Source organism: Klebsiella aerogenes KCTC 2190 (genome assembly GCF_000215745.1).
In the GTDB taxonomy this organism is placed as follows: domain Bacteria; phylum Pseudomonadota; class Gammaproteobacteria; order Enterobacterales; family Enterobacteriaceae; genus Klebsiella; species Klebsiella aerogenes.
Map to the genome: position 1 here is coordinate 1,333,509 of NC_015663.1, position 16,909 is coordinate 1,350,417.

Genomic DNA, 16,909 nt, shown 5'->3' on the forward strand with positions numbered 1-16,909 from the left:
GCGAGCGGCTTTCCAGGATTTACGCCTTGTTGCTGCAACTGCTTAAGAAATCAGGAAAGCAGCAGGCAAAATGAAAGAAACAGCGGCAAAAAGTGTGACAATGACTGCCTCACGCGGCGGCGGCGTGTATAATAGGCTCGTATGTAGGATCTCTTTCGACAATCACATACAAAAGACACTCATGGCTCAAGGCACGCTTTATATTGTTTCCGCCCCTAGCGGCGCGGGTAAATCCAGCCTGATTCAGGCTTTATTGAAAACCCAACCGTTGTACGATTCCCAGGTTTCTGTTTCGCATACCACGCGCAATCCGCGCCCGGGTGAAGTTCACGGTGAACACTATTTCTTTGTCGATCACGATAAATTCAGGTCGATGATTAGCGAAGACGCTTTCCTTGAGCACGCTGAGGTTTTTGGCAATTATTACGGGACCTCTCGTGAAGCTATCGAGCAGGTTCTGGCGACCGGCGTTGATGTTTTTCTTGATATCGACTGGCAGGGCGCCCAGCAAATCCGTAATAAAATGCCCGGTGCGCGCAGTATCTTTATTCTGCCGCCGTCAAAAGACGAGCTTGACCGCCGCCTGCGCGGCCGCGGTCAGGACAGCGAGGAAGTCATCGCAAAACGTATGGCGCAGGCAGTTGCAGAAATGAGCCATTACGCGGAATATGATTACCTTATTGTGAATGATGATTTTGATACCGCTTTAGGCGATCTGAAAAACATTATCCGCGCTGAACGTCTGCGCATGAGCCGCCAAAAGCAGCGACATGGCGCTTTAATCACCAAACTATTGGCAGACTGAACCCACATTCAGTATCATGCCCAGTCATTTCTTCACCTGTGGAGCATTTTAAGTATGGCACGCGTAACTGTTCAGGACGCTGTAGAGAAAATTGGTAACCGTTTTGACCTGGTACTGGTCGCCGCGCGTCGCGCTCGTCAGATGCAGGTAGGCGGAAAGGATCCGCTGGTACCGGAAGAAAACGATAAAACCACCGTTATCGCACTGCGCGAAATCGAAGAAGGTCTGATCAACAACCAGATCCTTGACGTACGTGAGCGCCAGGAACAGCAAGAGCAGGAAGCCGCTGAATTACAAGCCGTTACCGCGATTGCTGAAGGTCGTCGTTAATCACACAGCGGGTCGCCCTTGTATCTGTTTGAAAGCCTGAATCAGCTGATTCAAAACTACCTGCCGGAAGAGCAAATCAAGCGCCTTCGGCAGGCGTATCTCGTTGCACGTGACGCTCACGAGGGTCAGACACGTTCAAGCGGTGAACCCTATATCACGCACCCGGTAGCGGTGGCCTGCATTCTGGCCGAGATGAAACTCGACTACGAAACGCTGATGGCCGCGCTGCTGCATGATGTGATTGAAGATACCCCTGCAACCTACCAGGACATGGAACAGCTTTTTGGTAAAAGCGTCGCCGAACTGGTAGAGGGGGTGTCGAAACTTGATAAGCTCAAGTTCCGCGATAAGAAAGAGGCGCAGGCCGAAAACTTTCGCAAAATGATCATGGCGATGGTGCAGGATATCCGCGTCATCCTCATCAAACTTGCCGACCGCACCCACAATATGCGCACCCTGGGCTCGCTACGCCCGGATAAACGCCGCCGCATCGCCCGCGAAACGCTGGAAATTTATAGCCCGCTGGCGCACCGTTTAGGTATCCATCACATCAAAACCGAGCTCGAAGAGCTGGGCTTTGAAGCACTGTACCCTAACCGCTACCGCGTCATCAAAGAAGTGGTTAAAGCAGCGCGCGGTAATCGTAAAGAGATGATTCAAAAGATCCTCTCTGAAATCGAAGGGCGTTTACAGGAAGCGGGGATCCCCTGCCGCGTCAGCGGTCGCGAAAAGCATCTGTACTCCATTTACTGCAAAATGGTGCTTAAAGAGCAGCGTTTTCACTCGATCATGGATATTTACGCCTTCCGCGTTATTGTTCACGATCCCGATATCTGCTATCGCGTGCTGGGCCAAATGCACAGCCTCTACAAGCCGCGTCCCGGTCGTTTCAAAGATTACATCGCCATTCCAAAAGCGAACGGCTATCAATCTTTGCACACCTCGATGATTGGCCCCCACGGCGTCCCGGTCGAGGTACAAATCCGTACCGAAGATATGGACCAGATGGCGGAAATGGGGGTTGCGGCGCACTGGGCTTATAAAGAGCACGGCGGCGAAAGCAGCACGACCGCGCAAATCCGCGCTCAGCGCTGGATGCAAAGCCTGCTGGAACTGCAGCAGAGCGCCGGTAGCTCGTTTGAATTTATCGAGAGCGTTAAATCCGATCTGTTCCCGGATGAGATTTACGTTTTCACCCCGGAAGGGCGCATTGTCGAACTGCCTGCCGGCGCCACGCCGGTGGACTTCGCCTATGCGGTGCATACCGATATCGGCCATGCCTGCGTCGGCGCGCGCGTCGACCGTCAGCCCTATCCGCTGTCGCAACCACTCTCCAGCGGCCAGACTGTCGAAATCATTACCGCGCCGGGCGCACGCCCGAATGCCGCATGGCTGAACTTTGTCGTCAGCTCAAAAGCGCGCGCCAAGATCCGCCAACTGCTGAAGAACCTTAAGCGCGACGATTCCGTCAGCCTTGGCCGCCGGCTGCTTAACCACGCGTTAGGCGGCAGCCGCAAGCTGGCAGAGATCCCGCCAGAGAACATCCAGCGCGAACTTGACCGCATGAAGCTGGCCACGCTTGACGATCTGCTGGCGGAAATCGGTCTCGGTAACGCAATGAGCGTGGTGGTGGCGAAAAACCTGCAGCAGGGCGAAGCCTCTGCCGCACCGGTGCCGGCCAACGCGTCGAATCACGGCCATCTGCCGATCAAGGGCGCCGATGGCGTGCTGATTACTTTCGCCAAGTGCTGTCGTCCGATTCCGGGGGATCCGATCATCGCCCACGTCAGCCCAGGCAAAGGGTTGGTTATCCACCATGAATCCTGTCGTAACATCCGCGGCTACCAGAAAGAGCCTGAGAAGTTTATGGCGGTCGAATGGGATAAAGAAACTGCGCAGGAATTTATCGCCGAAATTAAGGTGGATATGTTCAACCACCAGGGCGCGCTGGCTAACCTGACGGCCGCAATCAACACCGCGTCTTCCAATATTCAGAGCCTGAATACGGAAGAAAAAGATGGCCGCGTTTACAGCGCCTTTATCCGCCTGACCGCGCGCGATCGCGTGCATCTGGCGAATATCATGCGCAAAATTCGCGTCATGCCGGACGTGATTAAAGTCACTCGTAACCGAAATTAGCTTTTACAAAAATCGAATCCCCAGGAAGGTACTGAAGTACGTGACTGGGGTGAGTGAGTGCAGCTAACGCCGAGGCAGTTCGAAGGATTAAGTAGAATGAATTCACAGCGTTATGCGCGTATCTGCGAGATGCTCGCCAGGCGTCAGCCTGATCTGACGGTCTGCATGGAGCAGGTCCATAAACCCCATAACGTCTCTGCGGTCATCCGCACCGCAGACGCCATCGGCGTACACGAAGTACACGCCATCTGGCCTGGCAGCCGTATGCGCACCATGGCCTCTGCCGCCGCCGGCAGCAATAGTTGGGTGCAGGTGAAAACGCACCGCACGATCGGCGATGCCGTCAGCCACTTAAAAGGCCGGGGCATGCAAATCCTCGCGACGCACCTTTCCGACAAAGCCATCGATTTTCGCGAAATCGACTATACGCGCCCGACCTGCATTCTGATGGGCCAGGAGAAAACCGGCATCACCCAGGAAGCGCTGGCGCTGGCAGACCAGGACATCATTATCCCAATGGTCGGTATGGTGCAGTCGCTGAACGTCTCCGTCGCCTCCGCGCTGATCCTTTACGAAGCGCAGCGTCAGCGGCAGAACGCTGGAATGTACCAACGCGCCAATAGCATGCTGCCGCCTGAAGAGCAGCAGCGGCTGCTATTTGAAGGCGGTTACCCGGTGCTGGCGCGCGTCGCCAAACAAAAAGGGCTGCCTTATCCCCACGTCAATGAGCAGGGTGAAGTCGAAGCCGATGCCTCGTGGTGGGCAACGATGCAGGCGGCGAGGTAAATCCAATGTCAGGCCGCCTGTTAGATGCCGTCCCGCTCAACTCGCTGACCGGCGTTGGCGCCGCACAGAGCAGCAAACTGGCGAAAATCGGTCTGCATACGGTTCAGGACCTGCTACTTCACCTGCCGCTACGCTATGAAGACCGGACTCACCTGTACCAAATCGGCGAACTGCTGCCGGGCGTCTACGCAACCGTAGAGGGTGAAGTGCTCAACAGCAATATCACCTTCGGCGGCCGCCGGATGATGACCTGTCAGATCAGCGACGGCTCCGGCATCCTGACCATGCGTTTTTTCAACTTCAACGCGGCGATGAAAAACAGCCTGGCGACCGGTCGTCGCGTGCTGGCCTACGGCGAAGCTAAACGCGGCAAGTTTGGCGCCGAGATGATCCACCCGGAATATCGCGTACAGGGTGATATGAGTACCCCGGAGCTACAGGAAACCCTCACTCCGGTCTACCCAACCACTGAAGGCATTAAGCAGGCGACGCTGCGCAAACTCACCGATCAGGCGCTTGAGCTGCTGGAAACCTGCGCGATTAGTGAACTGCTGCCGCCGGAGCTGGCGCAGGGGATGATGAGCCTACCGGAGGCGCTGCGTACGCTGCACCGCCCGCCGCCGTCGCTACAGCTCAGCGAGCTAGAGAGCGGTAAACATCCGGCACAGCAGCGTCTTATCCTGGAAGAGTTGCTGGCGCATAATCTCAGCATGCTGGCGCTTCGCGCCGGCGCCCAGCGCTACCATGCGCTGCCGCTCAGCGCCAACGACACGCTGAAAACCCAGCTCCTGGCTTCCCTGCCCTTTAAACCAACGGGCGCGCAGGCGCGCGTCACCGCGGAGATCGAGCGCGATATGGCGCTGGACGTGCCGATGATGCGCCTGGTACAGGGCGACGTCGGATCCGGTAAAACGCTGGTTGCCGCGCTGGCCGCCTTGCGCGCTATCGCCCATGGTAAGCAGGTGGCGCTGATGGCGCCGACCGAACTGCTGGCCGAGCAGCACGCCAATAATTTCCGCAGCTGGTTCGCGCCGCTGGGCATTGAAGTCGGCTGGCTGGCTGGCAAACAGAAAGGCAAAGCGCGCCAGGCGCAGCAGGAAGCCATCGCCAACGGTGAAGTGCAGATGATTGTCGGCACCCACGCCATTTTTCAGGAGCAGGTGCAGTTTAACGGCCTGGCGCTGGTGATTATCGACGAACAGCACCGCTTTGGCGTTCATCAACGCCTGGCGCTGTGGGAAAAGGGCCAGCAGCAGGGCTTCCACCCGCATCAGCTGATCATGACCGCAACACCGATTCCGCGCACCCTGGCGATGACCGCCTATGCCGACCTCGATACCTCGGTTATCGATGAGCTGCCGCCGGGCCGTACCCCGGTAACGACCGTCGCTATCCCGGACACGCGCCGCAGCGACATTATCGACCGCGTGCGTAACGCCTGCACCCAGGAAGGTCGCCAGGCCTATTGGGTCTGTACGTTGATTGAAGAGTCCGATCTGCTGGAAGCCCAGGCGGCGGAAGCCACCTGGGAAGAGCTCAAACTGGCGCTGCCGGAACTTAATATCGGCCTCGTCCACGGGCGGATGAAGCCAGCGGAGAAACAGGCCGTAATGCAGGCCTTCAAGCAGGGCGAGATGCACCTGCTGGTCGCCACCACGGTGATTGAAGTCGGCGTTGACGTCCCTAACTCAAGCCTGATGATTATTGAAAACCCGGAGCGTCTTGGTCTGGCGCAGCTGCACCAGCTACGCGGGCGCGTTGGGCGCGGCGCCGTCGCCTCCCACTGCGTGCTACTCTATAAATCGCCGCTTTCCAAAACGGCGCAGAAGCGCCTGCAGGTGCTGCGCGACAGCAACGACGGTTTCGTCATCGCCCAGAAAGACCTGGAAATCCGCGGCCCCGGCGAGCTTCTCGGCACCCGCCAGACCGGCAACGCCGAATTTAAAGTAGCGGACTTGCTGCGCGATCAGGCCATGATCCCCGATGTTCAGCGCATTGCTCGCCATATTCACGAACGCTATCCGCTGCAGGCACAGGCGCTGATTGAGCGCTGGATGCCGGAAACCGAACGCTATTCCAACGCGTAGCGCGTCCTTTTTGCCGCGCTACGGGCAACTTTTCTACACAATGAGTGGATTATGAAACGAGAACTGGCCATCGAATTTTCGCGTGTCACCGAAGCCGCCGCGCTGGCGGGCTATAAATGGCTGGGCCGCGGCGATAAAAATACCGCCGACGGCGCAGCGGTTAACGCCATGCGCATTATGCTTAACCTCGTCAATATCGACGGCACCATCGTCATCGGCGAGGGCGAAATCGATGAAGCGCCGATGCTCTATATCGGCGAAAAAGTGGGTACCGGCAAAGGCGACGCGGTAGATATCGCCGTCGACCCAATTGAAGGCACCCGCATGACGGCCATGGGCCAGGCCAACGCGCTGGCAGTGATGGCGGTCGGCGATAAAGGCTGCTTCCTCAACGCGCCGGATATGTATATGGAAAAGCTGATTGTCGGCCCCGGCGCTAAAGGCGCTATCGATCTCAATCTGCCGCTGGAAGAGAATTTGCGCAACATCGCCCGCGCGTTGAATAAACCGCTCGCTGAACTGACCGTCACCGTGCTGGCGAAACCCCGCCACGACGCGGTCATTGCGCAACTGCAGCAGTTGGGCGTGCGCGTGTTCGCGATCCCCGATGGCGACGTGGCGGCCTCTATCCTTACCTGCATGCCGGATAGCGAAGTCGACGTGCTGTACGGCATCGGCGGCGCGCCGGAAGGCGTGGTTTCGGCGGCGGTGATCCGCGCGCTGGACGGCGATATGCAGGGCCGCCTGCTGGCTCGTCACCACGTGAAGGGCGACAGCGAAGAGAACCGCCGTATCGGTGAAAACGAACTGGCGCGCTGCAAAACCATGGGCATCGAAGCGGGCAAAGTGCTGCGTCTTGATGAAATGGCGCGCAGCGATAACGTCATCTTCTCCGCCACCGGGATTACCAAAGGCGATCTACTGGACGGCATTACCCGCAAGGGCAATATGGCGACTACTGAAACGCTGCTGATCCGCGGTAAATCGCGGACTATCCGCCGTATTCAGTCGATTCATTACCTCGACCGAAAAGACCCGGACGTCCAGCAACACATCCTGTAAAACATTTGATCAATCGAGCTTTCCAGCCTTTTCGGGCTGGAAATCTTCTCCCGTCGCGGTGAAGATAGACTGACGAGATTGAAAGGAGAGACGCAATGGCAAACTGGGTTACAGGTAAAGTTGTAAAAGTGCAAAACTGGACCGATGCACTGTTTAGCCTCACCATTCACGCGCCCGTTGAGCCGTTCACCGCAGGGCAGTTTGCTAAACTGGGCCTGGATGTTGACGGCGAGCGCGTGCAGCGCGCCTACTCCTACGTCAACGCCCCCAGCAATCCCGATCTCGAGTTCTACCTGGTCACCGTTCCGGAGGGTAAACTCAGCCCGCGACTGGCCGCGCTGAAACCCGGCGACGACGTTCAGATTGTCAGCGAAGCCGCCGGTTTCTTTGTGCTGGAAGAGGTGCCGGACTGCGACACGTTGTGGATGCTCGCCACCGGTACGGCGATCGGCCCCTATCTGTCGATTCTGGAAGAAGGGAAAGACCTGGATCGCTTCAAGAATCTGGTGCTGGTGCATGCGGCGCGCTATGCCGCCGACCTCAGCTATTTACCGCAAATGCGCGAGCTGGAGCAGCGCTACGCCGGCAAATTACGTATCCAGACCGTGGTCAGCCGCGAGACAGCGGAAGGTTCGCTGACCGGCCGGGTGCCGTTTCTGATTGAAACCGGCGCGCTGGAAGAGGCGGTCGGCCTGGCTATGACCGCCGATACCAGCCACGTGATGCTGTGCGGTAACCCGCAGATGGTGCGTGATACCCAACAGTTGCTGAAAGAGACCCGGCAGATGACCAAACATCTGCGTCGCCGACCGGGCCATATGACGGCAGAGCACTACTGGTAATCAGGCGTCCGCTTTCCAGCGGACATCCTGCGTCTCTTTGCCAAACTTATTTTCGCCCTGGGTGCCGACGAACGCTCCCAGGTCGATCAACATCATGACGATAATCAGCGTCGGTACAAAGCGCCCGACGCCCCACTGCCAGACCTGCGGCAGTATCGCCCAGTTGCCCGCCAGCAGCATCCACGCCAGAATCATCAGCAGCGCCCAGAGGCCGGATCTCCCGCGATCGTGCAGACGCTTCACCACCACCGCCGCCGTCGGCCAGAGCAGGCAGACGAGAATAAACGCCGCGGTCTGCAAACTCAGCAAATTGCTGCCCGCGAGAGTAAACAGCGCGCTCATGGTCAACACCCAGATAACGATCCAAATCCAGAAATCCCGGCGGCCAATACGGCCTTTAATTGAGAATAACCACTGCTGTAGGGTCATGTTTTATTCCTTATCATCATCATTCGCGTAGTTTACCCTGAAGGCGTCACTTTTTGACAAGCGTGACGGTTCCCGTTTTAATCGTCGGCAGGCAAAAAAAGGAAAGACAGGCATGAAGAAGTGGGCAATCTTAAGTTTGATTGGGCTGACAGCGTTATCTGTCGGCCCGATGGCGTTGTCCGCAGAAACAGAATCCGCCGCCACCGCTCCCTATCTTTTACCCAGCGCGCCGATTTTTGATGTCAGCATCAGCGAGTTCCGCGAAAAATTTAATGCCGATAATCCGAAACTGCCGCTTAACGAGTTTCGTTCTATCGCCTCCAGCCGCGATAAAGCTAACCTGACCCGCGCCGCCACCAAGATTAACGAGAATCTGTATGCCTCTACCGCGCTGGAGCGCGGCACGCTAAAGATTAAATCGATGCAGATAACCTGGCTGCCGATTCAGGGGCCGGAACAAAAAGCGGCGAAAGCGAAAGCGCAGGAGTATATGAGCGCTATTCTTCGCGCTTTTGTACCGACGCTAAGTCCACTGCAGAGCCAGCAAAAGTTGCAAAAACTGCTGACCGCCGGCAAAGGCAAACGCTACTACACCGAAACCGAAGGCGCGGTGCGCTATGTAGTGGCAGATCACGGGGAAAAAGGGCTAACTTTCGCCATTGAACCGATTAAGCTGGCGCTATCTGAAACGCTGGAAGACAACAATAAATGACAAAAAGCAAAGCCTTTCCAGTGACGAGTCTCTATACTGTTTCACAGACCATGCTGCCCTCTGGGGCGGCTATATTCCTTAATTCGCTTAGTAGCGTGGAGAATTAAAATGCGACATCCTTTAGTGATGGGTAACTGGAAACTGAACGGCAGCCGCCACATGGTAAACGAACTGGTTGCTAACCTGCGTACTGAACTGGCCGGCGTAAGCGGCTGTGCAGTGGCAATCGCGCCGCCGGAAATGTATCTCGACCTGGCTAAGCGTGCGGCAGAAGGCAGCCACATCCACCTGGGCGCGCAGAACGTTGACGTGAACCTGTCCGGCGCATTCACCGGTGAAACCTCCGCCGAAATGCTGAAAGATATCGGCGCGCAGTACATCATCATCGGCCACTCCGAACGCCGTACCTACCACAAAGAATCCGACGAGCTGATCGCGAAGAAATTCGCTGTACTGAAAGAGCAGGGGCTGACGCCGGTTCTGTGCATCGGTGAAACCGAAGCTGAAAACGAAGCGGGCAAAACTGAAGAAGTGTGCGCACGTCAGATCGACGCGGTGCTGAAAACTCAGGGCGCAGCCGCTTTTGAAGGCGTGGTTATCGCGTACGAACCAGTATGGGCTATCGGTACCGGTAAATCCGCTACCCCAGCGCAGGCTCAGGCGGTACACAAATTCATCCGTGACCACATTGCTAAAGCTGACGCTAAAATCGCTGAGCAGGTCATCATCCAGTACGGCGGTTCCGTTAACGCCGGCAACGCCGCAGAGCTGTTCACCCAGCCGGACATCGACGGCGCGCTGGTTGGCGGCGCTTCCCTGAAAGCAGACGCTTTCGCGGTGATCGTTAAAGCTGCAGAAGCGGCGAAAAAAGCGTAATTCGCTTTCCCGGTGGTGAAACGCTGCCGGGGTTGCTGACAAATTCGCCAAATGAAAACCCGGCTTAGCGCAGCGCGAGCCGGGTTTTATATTATCGCTACAATTTCCCTAATAGCTGATACCACGCATAATCCAGCGGCAGCAAAATCAAATAGCTCACCGCCGCCAGCGCCAGGCATAGCAACATCCCCGCTTTCGCCGGGACTTTACCTAATCCCATCGCCACCACAATCGGCGACGCCTGGTATGGCAGCAGCGGCGTGGAATAACCCAGCACCTGAATCATAATCACGCTCAGCAGCGGAAAGCCGGTCGCGTCGGCAAAGCTCTGCGCAAAAGTCGTATACAGCGCCGGGACGCCGTTGGCGGTCATAATAAAGTTCAGCGCACTGGTAATTCCGGTCAGCGCCAGGAAGCTGGTGAACGGATTATCTTTATCCAGCGGCATCACCTGCAGCAACGCGTTACCCACCGCGCCGCCAATCCCGGTTTGGGTCACGGTAATCGCCAGTCCCAAAATGCCGGCAACATAAATGCAGGTGCGCATATTCACCCCGCTGGCGAACTCCTCACCGCTGATAAATCCTACTCGCGGCAGCAGCGTGACCACCGCTGCCGCCAGGCCGGTCCACGCCGGGCCGACGCCGTGCCAGCTCTCTGTCACCCATAACGTCAACACCACCGCCAGCAGCCACGCCAGACGCTTTTCGTCACGGCTCATTGGCGCCAGCGGCGCCAGCTCGCGCGGCGGATGCGGCTTGCCGGGAAACAGCCAGCAGATCAGCGCCACCAGCACCGCCCCTTTCAACCAGCCAAGCACTGGCGTATGCAGCAGTAAATAGGGAACGTAATTCAAATGGATCCCGTAAGAGCCTTCCGCCGCCCCGCTCATCACCAGATTTGGCACGTTAGCAGGCAAAATGGTCGCAGATAGCTGGAAGGTGCCAAAGCCCACCGCCAGCGCCAGGCCGTACCAGCCGCGCGTGCCGTCGGCTATCCCCGCGCGCCGGGCCATCGCCGCCACAATCGGCATCAACAGCGCGATGCGCCCCATATTTGATGGCATCACGAACGCCAACGCATAACTCAGTAATACCACGCTGCCGACCATCCGCGGCCAGGAGTCGGTGAGCCGCGCCGATAGCGCCTGCGCCGCTCTATCCGCCAGTCCGGTTTTACGGATGGCGATCCCCAACACAAAGCCGCTGAACACCAGCCAGAACGCGGAGGAAGCAAAACCGCCGAAGATCACCTCCGGCGGAGCGATTTTGGTCATCATCGCCGCCGCGAAGAACAGCAGCGCGGTGATAAATTCCGGTAACAGCGAAGTCGCCCAGAGCACAATGGTGATGCCGACGATCAGCGAAGGGAGGAACAGCGGGTGGGTTAGCCAGAGCGACATGCCTGTCTCCTGTCGTTTTTTTCAGCAAGAATACGACGACAGGAAAGACAGGTAAACGCCAGAACTAGTGGTTTGCGTTAAGAATTGCGCAGCTATGATCCTGAATTTCTTCCGCCGAAGCACGGTTGAGAGTCAGCAGGTTACGCTCTGTCGCCAACAGCACCAGCGAGCCGTCGCTTTGCCGCGCCATCGCTAACGCATAACGCCCCATATGTTCGCGCGCTTCCGGTACCTCTTCCGCCAGCATCAGGAACGGGCTGCGCTGAGCCAGCTCGGCTTCCGTTACCCGACGCGCCAGATATTCATGGCCCTGCAGACCGCCCGGCAAAGGGAGCCAGCGGCTGCTAATTGTCGCCGCATCATTATCTAACTGCGCGCGGACATCGGGACGCAGGCAGGAGATATGAATATGGAAATGGTTTTGCGTGCGCCCGCTGCGCGAGTTAATCGCCAGCGATACCGCGTTATCATCAATCGGCGCGCCGCGGCGCTGGCTCATAATTTCGCGCCCCTGCCAGGCCTGCCAGAAGAAATTTGGCGTTAGCGGATCCAACAGCAGCGGACTTTCGGTACCGTTAATACGGTAGGTCGGCATCAGCAGATATTGCAGCGGGCCGTTGCGATCTTTAAACAACACGTAGCCGCCTTTCAGGTTCACTTCCGCGCACGGCGACGGGTTTTGATGTTGCTGCTGATTGGGTACGCACTGCTGCAGGACAATATGACGTAACGCGTTCGGGTTACCGGAATGCAGCCAATAGTAGCCGCCAGCCAGCGCCGCCAGAATAACCACCAGCAGCGCCCATAAAAGGTATCTTACTCTTCTCATTATTGTTCCCTGTTAAGCCTGAACCGGAAGAGTAACGTAATTTGATGACTAAATAAAAACAGATGGCGGGCGGGGAGTTATCCCGGGTAGCGGCTAACGCCTTACCCGGGCTACCGGACGGCGCAGAACTGTAGCCCTGCTAAGCGTAGCGCAAGCAGGGACTCCCGGGTGGCGGCTGACGCCTTACCCGGGCTACCGGACGGCGCAGAACTGTAGCCCTGCTAAGCGTAGCGCAAGCAGGGACTCCCGGGTAGCGGCTGTCGCCTTACCCGGGCTACCGGACGGCGCAGAACTGTAGCCCTGCTAAGCGTAGCGCCAGCAGGGACAAGAGGATTAACGCTGGCTAATCTGGTCGAAGGTACCGCCGTTGGAGAAGTGCTCCTTCTGCGCTTTAGCCCAGCCGCCGAATTCCTGATCGATGGTAAACAGCTTCAGTTTCGGGAACTCGTTGGCATATTTCTTCGCCACATCAGGATCGCGCGGACGATAGAAGTTCTTCGCCGCAATCTCCTGGCCTTCCGGCGAGTAGAGATACTTCAGGTACGCTTCCGCCACCTGGCGAGTGCCTTTCTTATCCACCACTTTATCGACGACGGAAACCGTCGGCTCGGCCAGAATGGACTCGCTCGGCGTCACGATTTCAAACTTGTCCTTGCCCAGCTCTTTCGTCGCCAGCAGCGCTTCGTTCTCCCAGGCAATCAGCACGTCGCCGATCCCGCGTTCTACGAAGGTGTTGGTGGAACCGCGTGCGCCGGAATCCAGCACTTCCACGTTTTTATACAGCGCTTTCACGAACTCCTGCGCTTTAGCCTGATCGCCGTGATTCTGATGCAGGGCATAGCCCCATGCCGCCAGATAGTTCCAGCGGGCGCCGCCGGAGCTTTTCGGGTTCGGGGTGATGACCGATACGCCGGGTTTAATCAGGTCGTTCCAGTCATGGATCTGTTTTGGGTTGCCCTTACGGACGAGGAACACGATGGTTGAGGTATACGGCGCGGAGTTATCCGGCAGGCGCTTCAGCCAGTTTTTATCGATACGACCACGTTCAGCAATGGCGTCTACGTCGTAGGCCAGCGCCAGGGTGACGACATCCGCTTCAATCCCGTTGATAACCGACGTCGCCTGTTTGCCGGAGCCGCCGTGCGACTGACGAATCACCACGTTATCGCCGGTTTCCTGCTTCCAGTGCGCGCTAAACGCTTTATTGTACTGTTCGTACAGCTCGCGCGTCGGATCGTACGATACGTTTAACAGCTGATAATCTTTTGCCAGCACGCTGGCGGATGCCAGCAACAGAGTTAACCCTACGCCCCACTTATTCATCGCACCGCTCTCTTTATGTCGTGTTGTGATGAACTAAGCGTGCCAGAAAGCGAATCAATGATTAAAGAATAAAAAAAGATTGGCTATAACCTGGAGATATAAAGCGGGGGGATAGAGAAAACCCCTTCCCGGGCGGGAAGGGGCGGGAAGCGATTAGACTTCTTCCATGCGGCCCAGCAGCGCCTGCAGACGATCCTGCCAGCCCTGCTGTTGTTCTCTCAGCTGGCTATTTTCACGCTCCAGCTCTTCACGGCCGTGCTGCGCGCTCTGCACTTCCTGCGCCAGCGTGGTGTTCTTTTCTTTCAGCTCTTCGATTTCCATCTGCAACAGAGTGATGGTATCAATCGCCTGCTGAACTTTAGATTCTAATTTCTCAAACACTTCTAATGACATCGTCATACCTCTCCTGATCTTGCAAGGCGTTGATAGAAACTCGTGTTTCGTATACGCGGTCCCGCCTTAACGAATTAGCGCACAATAGCGGTGTTGTCGTCGATTGTATGAATCCCCGCCTCACCTGTCCAGCGACAACCCGCGCAGATTGCGGTTTGCAACACTTTTCAGTCTTTACCTGGTGCGTTCGCGGCAATTGCCCCGAACTTCTCTGGCGATTGTTAATCAATGAGATAACAAAATACGCAGAAAAAGGTGGGTAAATGTGCCGCAACACGCGTTTATGGCGCGAAAACGCTCATTTTCTTGACGAGGGACACAAATTTAAATTTCGATATTTCTCGTTTATGCTCGTTAACGATAAATTAACACTATGCCTACAAGGCACCGTGGTCGTCCGCGACCAACATACTTACAATAATCACTTCGCTTCAGGATCCGATTATGAGCCAGACATCAACATTAAAAGGCCAGTGCATCGCAGAGTTTCTCGGTACCGGGTTGTTGATCTTTTTCGGCGTTGGGTGCGTAGCTGCGCTCAAAGTCGCAGGAGCCAGCTTCGGTCAGTGGGAAATCAGCATCATCTGGGGTCTGGGGGTGGCTATGGCTATCTACCTGACCGCGGGCGTATCCGGCGCGCACCTTAATCCGGCGGTCACCATCGCCTTATGGTTATTCGCCTGCTTTGATGGGCGCAAAGTTGTTCCTTTTATTATTTCTCAATTCGCCGGCGCCTTTTGCGCTGCGGCATTAGTTTACGGGCTTTATTACAATCTTTTCTTCGATTTCGAACACACCCACAACATGGTACGCGGCAGCGTGGAAAGCCTTGAGCTCGCCGGTATCTTCTCGACCTACCCTAACCCGCATATCAATTTTGTGCAGGCCTTCGCGGTAGAAATGGTGATTACCGCTATCCTGATGGGCGTGATTTTAGCGCTGACCGACGACGGCAACGGCGTGCCGCGCGGCCCGCTGGCGCCGCTGCTGATTGGTCTGCTGATTGCCGTTATCGGTGCTTCTATGGGTCCGCTGACCGGCTTCGCGATGAACCCGGCGCGTGATATCGGACCGAAAGCCTTCGCCTGGCTGGCAGGCTGGGGTAACGTCGCTTTCACCGGCGGCAAAGATATTCCTTATTTCCTGGTGCCGCTGTGCGCACCGGTGGTCGGCGCGGCGCTGGGCGCATTCAGCTACCGCAAATTCATTGGCCGCCATCTGCCTTGCGACACCTGCGTCGAGGAAGAAAAAGAATCCGCTTCTTCCGCGTCGCAACAAAAAGCTTCGCTGTAATCTGACTACGGGACACCAATTATGACCGAGAAAAAATATATCGTTGCGCTCGACCAGGGCACTACCAGCTCCCGCGCCGTCGTGATGGATCACGACGCCAATATCGTCAGCGTGTCACAGCGTGAATTCGAACAAATTTATCCGAAGCCAGGCTGGGTTGAGCACGACCCGATGGAGATTTGGGCCTCGCAGAGCTCTACGCTGGTCGAAGTGTTGGCGAAAGCCGATATCAACTCCGACGAAATTGCCGCCATCGGCATCACCAACCAGCGTGAAACCGCCATCGTTTGGGAGCGTGAGACCGGTAAGCCTATTTACAACGCCATCGTCTGGCAGTGCCGCCGCACCGCGGATATCTGCGAGCAGCTCAAGCGCGACGGCATGGAAGAGTACATCCGCAAAGCCACCGGCCTGGTGGTGGACCCGTACTTCTCCGGCACCAAAGTGAAGTGGATCCTTGACCATGTCGAAGGCGCCCGCGAGCGCGCGAAGCGCGGCGAACTGCTGTTCGGTACCGTTGATACCTGGCTTATCTGGAAAATGACCCAGGGGCGCGTGCACGTCACCGACTACACTAACGCCTCGCGTACCATGTTGTTCAACATCCATGAACTGGACTGGGACGACAAAATGCTCGACGCGCTGGATATCCCGCGCGCCATGTTGCCGGAAGTACGTAAGTCTTCTGAAGTTTACGGCCAGACCAACATCGGCGGTAAAGGCGGCACCCGTATTCCTATCTCCGGCATCGCCGGCGACCAGCAGGCGGCGCTGTTTGGCCAGCTGTGTGTGAAAGAAGGGATGGCGAAAAACACCTACGGTACCGGCTGCTTCATGTTAATGAACACCGGTGAAAAGGCTGTGACCTCAACCCACGGCCTGCTGACCACTATCGCCTGCGGCCCGACCGGCGAAGTGAACTACGCGCTGGAAGGCGCGGTGTTTATGGCCGGAGCGTCGATTCAGTGGCTGCGTGATGAAATGAAACTCATCAACGATGCTTTCGATTCTGAATACTTCGCCACTAAGGTGAAGGACACCAACGGCGTGTATGTGGTGCCGGCCTTTACCGGTCTTGGCGCGCCATACTGGGATCCGTATGCGCGCGGCGCGATTTTCGGCCTGACCCGCGGAGTGAACGCCAACCATATTATCCGCGCCACGCTGGAATCTATCGCCTATCAGACGCGTGACGTTCTGGAAGCGATGCAGGCCGACTCCGGTATTCGTCTGCACGCCCTGCGCGTGGACGGCGGCGCGGTCGCCAACAACTTCCTGATGCAGTTCCAGTCCGATATTCTCGGCACCCGCGTGGAACGCCCGGAAGTGCGTGAAGTCACGGCGCTGGGCGCCGCTTATCTGGCAGGTCTGGCGGTCGGCTTCTGGCAAAATCTCGACGAGCTGCAGGAGAAAGCGGTGATTGAACGTGAGTTCCGCCCGGGTATTGAAACCACCGAGCGTAATTTCCGCTACAGCGGCTGGAAGAAAGCGGTGAAACGCGCGTTAGCGTGGGAAGAGCACGACGAAGCGTAAGATTGTGGAGGTATTCCCGGCTTGCGGCGTAAACGCCTTAGCCGGGCTACAAAACCCCAAACAGCACG

Annotated in this window: 16 protein-coding genes; 11 read left to right on the forward strand and 5 right to left on the reverse strand. The window is 57.0% G+C overall.

Going from position 1 to position 16,909, the window contains the following annotated elements; translation table 11 throughout:
* The first annotated feature begins 181 nt into the window (after positions 1–181).
* From gmk to fpr, 7 genes are all read left to right on the forward strand, one after another.
* A complete protein-coding gene (gene gmk, locus EAE_RS06505) occupies positions 182–805 on the forward strand; it encodes a guanylate kinase (protein WP_015369144.1) in 624 nt (207 codons plus the stop codon).
* Between the two features lie 54 nt (positions 806–859).
* Entirely contained in the window at positions 860–1,135 is a 276-nt protein-coding gene (gene rpoZ / locus EAE_RS06510) for a DNA-directed RNA polymerase subunit omega (protein WP_000135058.1), read from the forward strand.
* A gap of 18 nt (positions 1,136–1,153) precedes the next feature.
* The gene (gene spoT, locus EAE_RS06515; protein ID WP_015369143.1) at positions 1,154–3,274 is read left to right on the forward strand and encodes a bifunctional GTP diphosphokinase/guanosine-3',5'-bis pyrophosphate 3'-pyrophosphohydrolase; all 2,121 of its coding nucleotides are present in this window, start codon (positions 1,154–1,156) and stop codon (positions 3,272–3,274) included.
* A 96-nt stretch (positions 3,275–3,370) separates the two neighbouring features.
* The gene (gene trmH, locus EAE_RS06520) at positions 3,371–4,060 is read left to right on the forward strand and encodes a tRNA (guanosine(18)-2'-O)-methyltransferase TrmH (protein ID WP_015369142.1); all 690 of its coding nucleotides are present in this window, start codon (positions 3,371–3,373) and stop codon (positions 4,058–4,060) included.
* A gap of 5 nt (positions 4,061–4,065) precedes the next feature.
* Complete coding sequence (gene recG / locus EAE_RS06525) at positions 4,066–6,147, forward strand: ATP-dependent DNA helicase RecG (protein WP_015703814.1); 2,082 nt, start codon at positions 4,066–4,068, stop codon at positions 6,145–6,147.
* A 51-nt stretch (positions 6,148–6,198) separates the two neighbouring features.
* Complete coding sequence (gene glpX, locus EAE_RS06530; protein ID WP_015703815.1) at positions 6,199–7,209, forward strand: class II fructose-bisphosphatase; 1,011 nt, start codon at positions 6,199–6,201, stop codon at positions 7,207–7,209.
* A 95-nt stretch (positions 7,210–7,304) separates the two neighbouring features.
* Positions 7,305–8,051 carry a ferredoxin--NADP(+) reductase gene (gene fpr / locus EAE_RS06535; protein WP_015369139.1) on the forward strand — a complete coding sequence of 249 codons (747 nt, stop codon included), beginning with the start codon at positions 7,305–7,307 and terminating at the stop codon, positions 8,049–8,051.
* Here fpr and EAE_RS06540 read toward each other — a convergent pair whose 3' ends face one another.
* Positions 8,052–8,480 (reverse strand): DUF805 domain-containing protein, encoded by a 429-nt coding sequence (locus EAE_RS06540; protein WP_015703816.1) that lies wholly within the window; start codon positions 8,478–8,480, stop codon positions 8,052–8,054. It abuts the gene before it with no gap.
* 112 nt (positions 8,481–8,592) lie between these two features.
* Between EAE_RS06540 and EAE_RS06545 the strand changes: the two genes are divergently transcribed.
* Both EAE_RS06545 and tpiA read left to right on the forward strand, forming a co-directional pair.
* Positions 8,593–9,192 (forward strand): DUF1454 family protein, encoded by a 600-nt coding sequence (locus tag EAE_RS06545; protein WP_015369137.1) that lies wholly within the window; start codon positions 8,593–8,595, stop codon positions 9,190–9,192.
* Positions 9,193–9,300: 108 nt separating this feature from the next.
* Positions 9,301–10,068, forward strand: coding sequence for a triose-phosphate isomerase (gene tpiA / locus EAE_RS06550; protein ID WP_002922909.1), 768 nt, complete (start codon positions 9,301–9,303; stop codon positions 10,066–10,068).
* Between the two features lie 97 nt (positions 10,069–10,165).
* Here tpiA and EAE_RS06555 read toward each other — a convergent pair whose 3' ends face one another.
* The 4 genes from EAE_RS06555 to zapB form a co-directional block, all read right to left on the reverse strand.
* Complete coding sequence (locus EAE_RS06555) at positions 10,166–11,470, reverse strand: SLC13 family permease (protein ID WP_015703817.1); 1,305 nt, start codon at positions 11,468–11,470, stop codon at positions 10,166–10,168.
* Between the two features lie 64 nt (positions 11,471–11,534).
* Entirely contained in the window at positions 11,535–12,299 is a 765-nt protein-coding gene (locus EAE_RS06560; RefSeq protein ID WP_015369135.1) for a CDP-diacylglycerol diphosphatase, read from the reverse strand.
* Positions 12,300–12,632: 333 nt separating this feature from the next.
* Entirely contained in the window at positions 12,633–13,622 is a 990-nt protein-coding gene (locus EAE_RS06565) for a sulfate ABC transporter substrate-binding protein (protein WP_015703818.1), read from the reverse strand.
* A 153-nt stretch (positions 13,623–13,775) separates the two neighbouring features.
* Complete coding sequence (gene zapB, locus EAE_RS06570) at positions 13,776–14,021, reverse strand: septal ring assembly protein ZapB (RefSeq protein WP_020077673.1); 246 nt, start codon at positions 14,019–14,021, stop codon at positions 13,776–13,778.
* 438 nt (positions 14,022–14,459) lie between these two features.
* On the opposite strand from zapB, the gene EAE_RS06575 reads away from it, so the two are divergent.
* Positions 14,460–15,308 carry an MIP/aquaporin family protein gene (locus EAE_RS06575; protein ID WP_015369132.1) on the forward strand — a complete coding sequence of 283 codons (849 nt, stop codon included), beginning with the start codon at positions 14,460–14,462 and terminating at the stop codon, positions 15,306–15,308.
* Positions 15,309–15,329: 21 nt separating this feature from the next.
* Positions 15,330–16,841, forward strand: a complete 1,512-nt coding sequence (gene glpK, locus EAE_RS06580) for a glycerol kinase GlpK (protein WP_015369131.1) — start codon at positions 15,330–15,332, stop codon at positions 16,839–16,841.
* Positions 16,842–16,909 lie beyond the last annotated feature (68 nt).

Coding starts and splice junctions, on each gene's coding strand:
- gmk (WP_015369144.1), top strand. CDS start 182: ATGGCTCAAGGCACGCTTTATATTGTTTCCGCCCCTAGCGGCGCGGGT.
- rpoZ (WP_000135058.1), top strand. CDS start 860: ATGGCACGCGTAACTGTTCAGGACGCTGTAGAGAAAATTGGTAACCGT.
- trmH (WP_015369142.1), top strand. CDS start 3,371: ATGAATTCACAGCGTTATGCGCGTATCTGCGAGATGCTCGCCAGGCGT.
- recG (WP_015703814.1), top strand. CDS start 4,066: ATGTCAGGCCGCCTGTTAGATGCCGTCCCGCTCAACTCGCTGACCGGC.
- glpX (WP_015703815.1), top strand. CDS start 6,199: ATGAAACGAGAACTGGCCATCGAATTTTCGCGTGTCACCGAAGCCGCC.
- fpr (WP_015369139.1), top strand. CDS start 7,305: ATGGCAAACTGGGTTACAGGTAAAGTTGTAAAAGTGCAAAACTGGACC.
- EAE_RS06540 (WP_015703816.1), bottom strand. CDS start 8,480: ATGACCCTACAGCAGTGGTTATTCTCAATTAAAGGCCGTATTGGCCGC.
- EAE_RS06545 (WP_015369137.1), top strand. CDS start 8,593: ATGAAGAAGTGGGCAATCTTAAGTTTGATTGGGCTGACAGCGTTATCT.
- tpiA (WP_002922909.1), top strand. CDS start 9,301: ATGCGACATCCTTTAGTGATGGGTAACTGGAAACTGAACGGCAGCCGC.
- EAE_RS06555 (WP_015703817.1), bottom strand. CDS start 11,470: ATGTCGCTCTGGCTAACCCACCCGCTGTTCCTCCCTTCGCTGATCGTC.
- EAE_RS06560 (WP_015369135.1), bottom strand. CDS start 12,299: ATGAGAAGAGTAAGATACCTTTTATGGGCGCTGCTGGTGGTTATTCTG.
- EAE_RS06565 (WP_015703818.1), bottom strand. CDS start 13,622: ATGAATAAGTGGGGCGTAGGGTTAACTCTGTTGCTGGCATCCGCCAGC.
- zapB (WP_020077673.1), bottom strand. CDS start 14,021: ATGACGATGTCATTAGAAGTGTTTGAGAAATTAGAATCTAAAGTTCAG.
- EAE_RS06575 (WP_015369132.1), top strand. CDS start 14,460: ATGAGCCAGACATCAACATTAAAAGGCCAGTGCATCGCAGAGTTTCTC.
- glpK (WP_015369131.1), top strand. CDS start 15,330: ATGACCGAGAAAAAATATATCGTTGCGCTCGACCAGGGCACTACCAGC.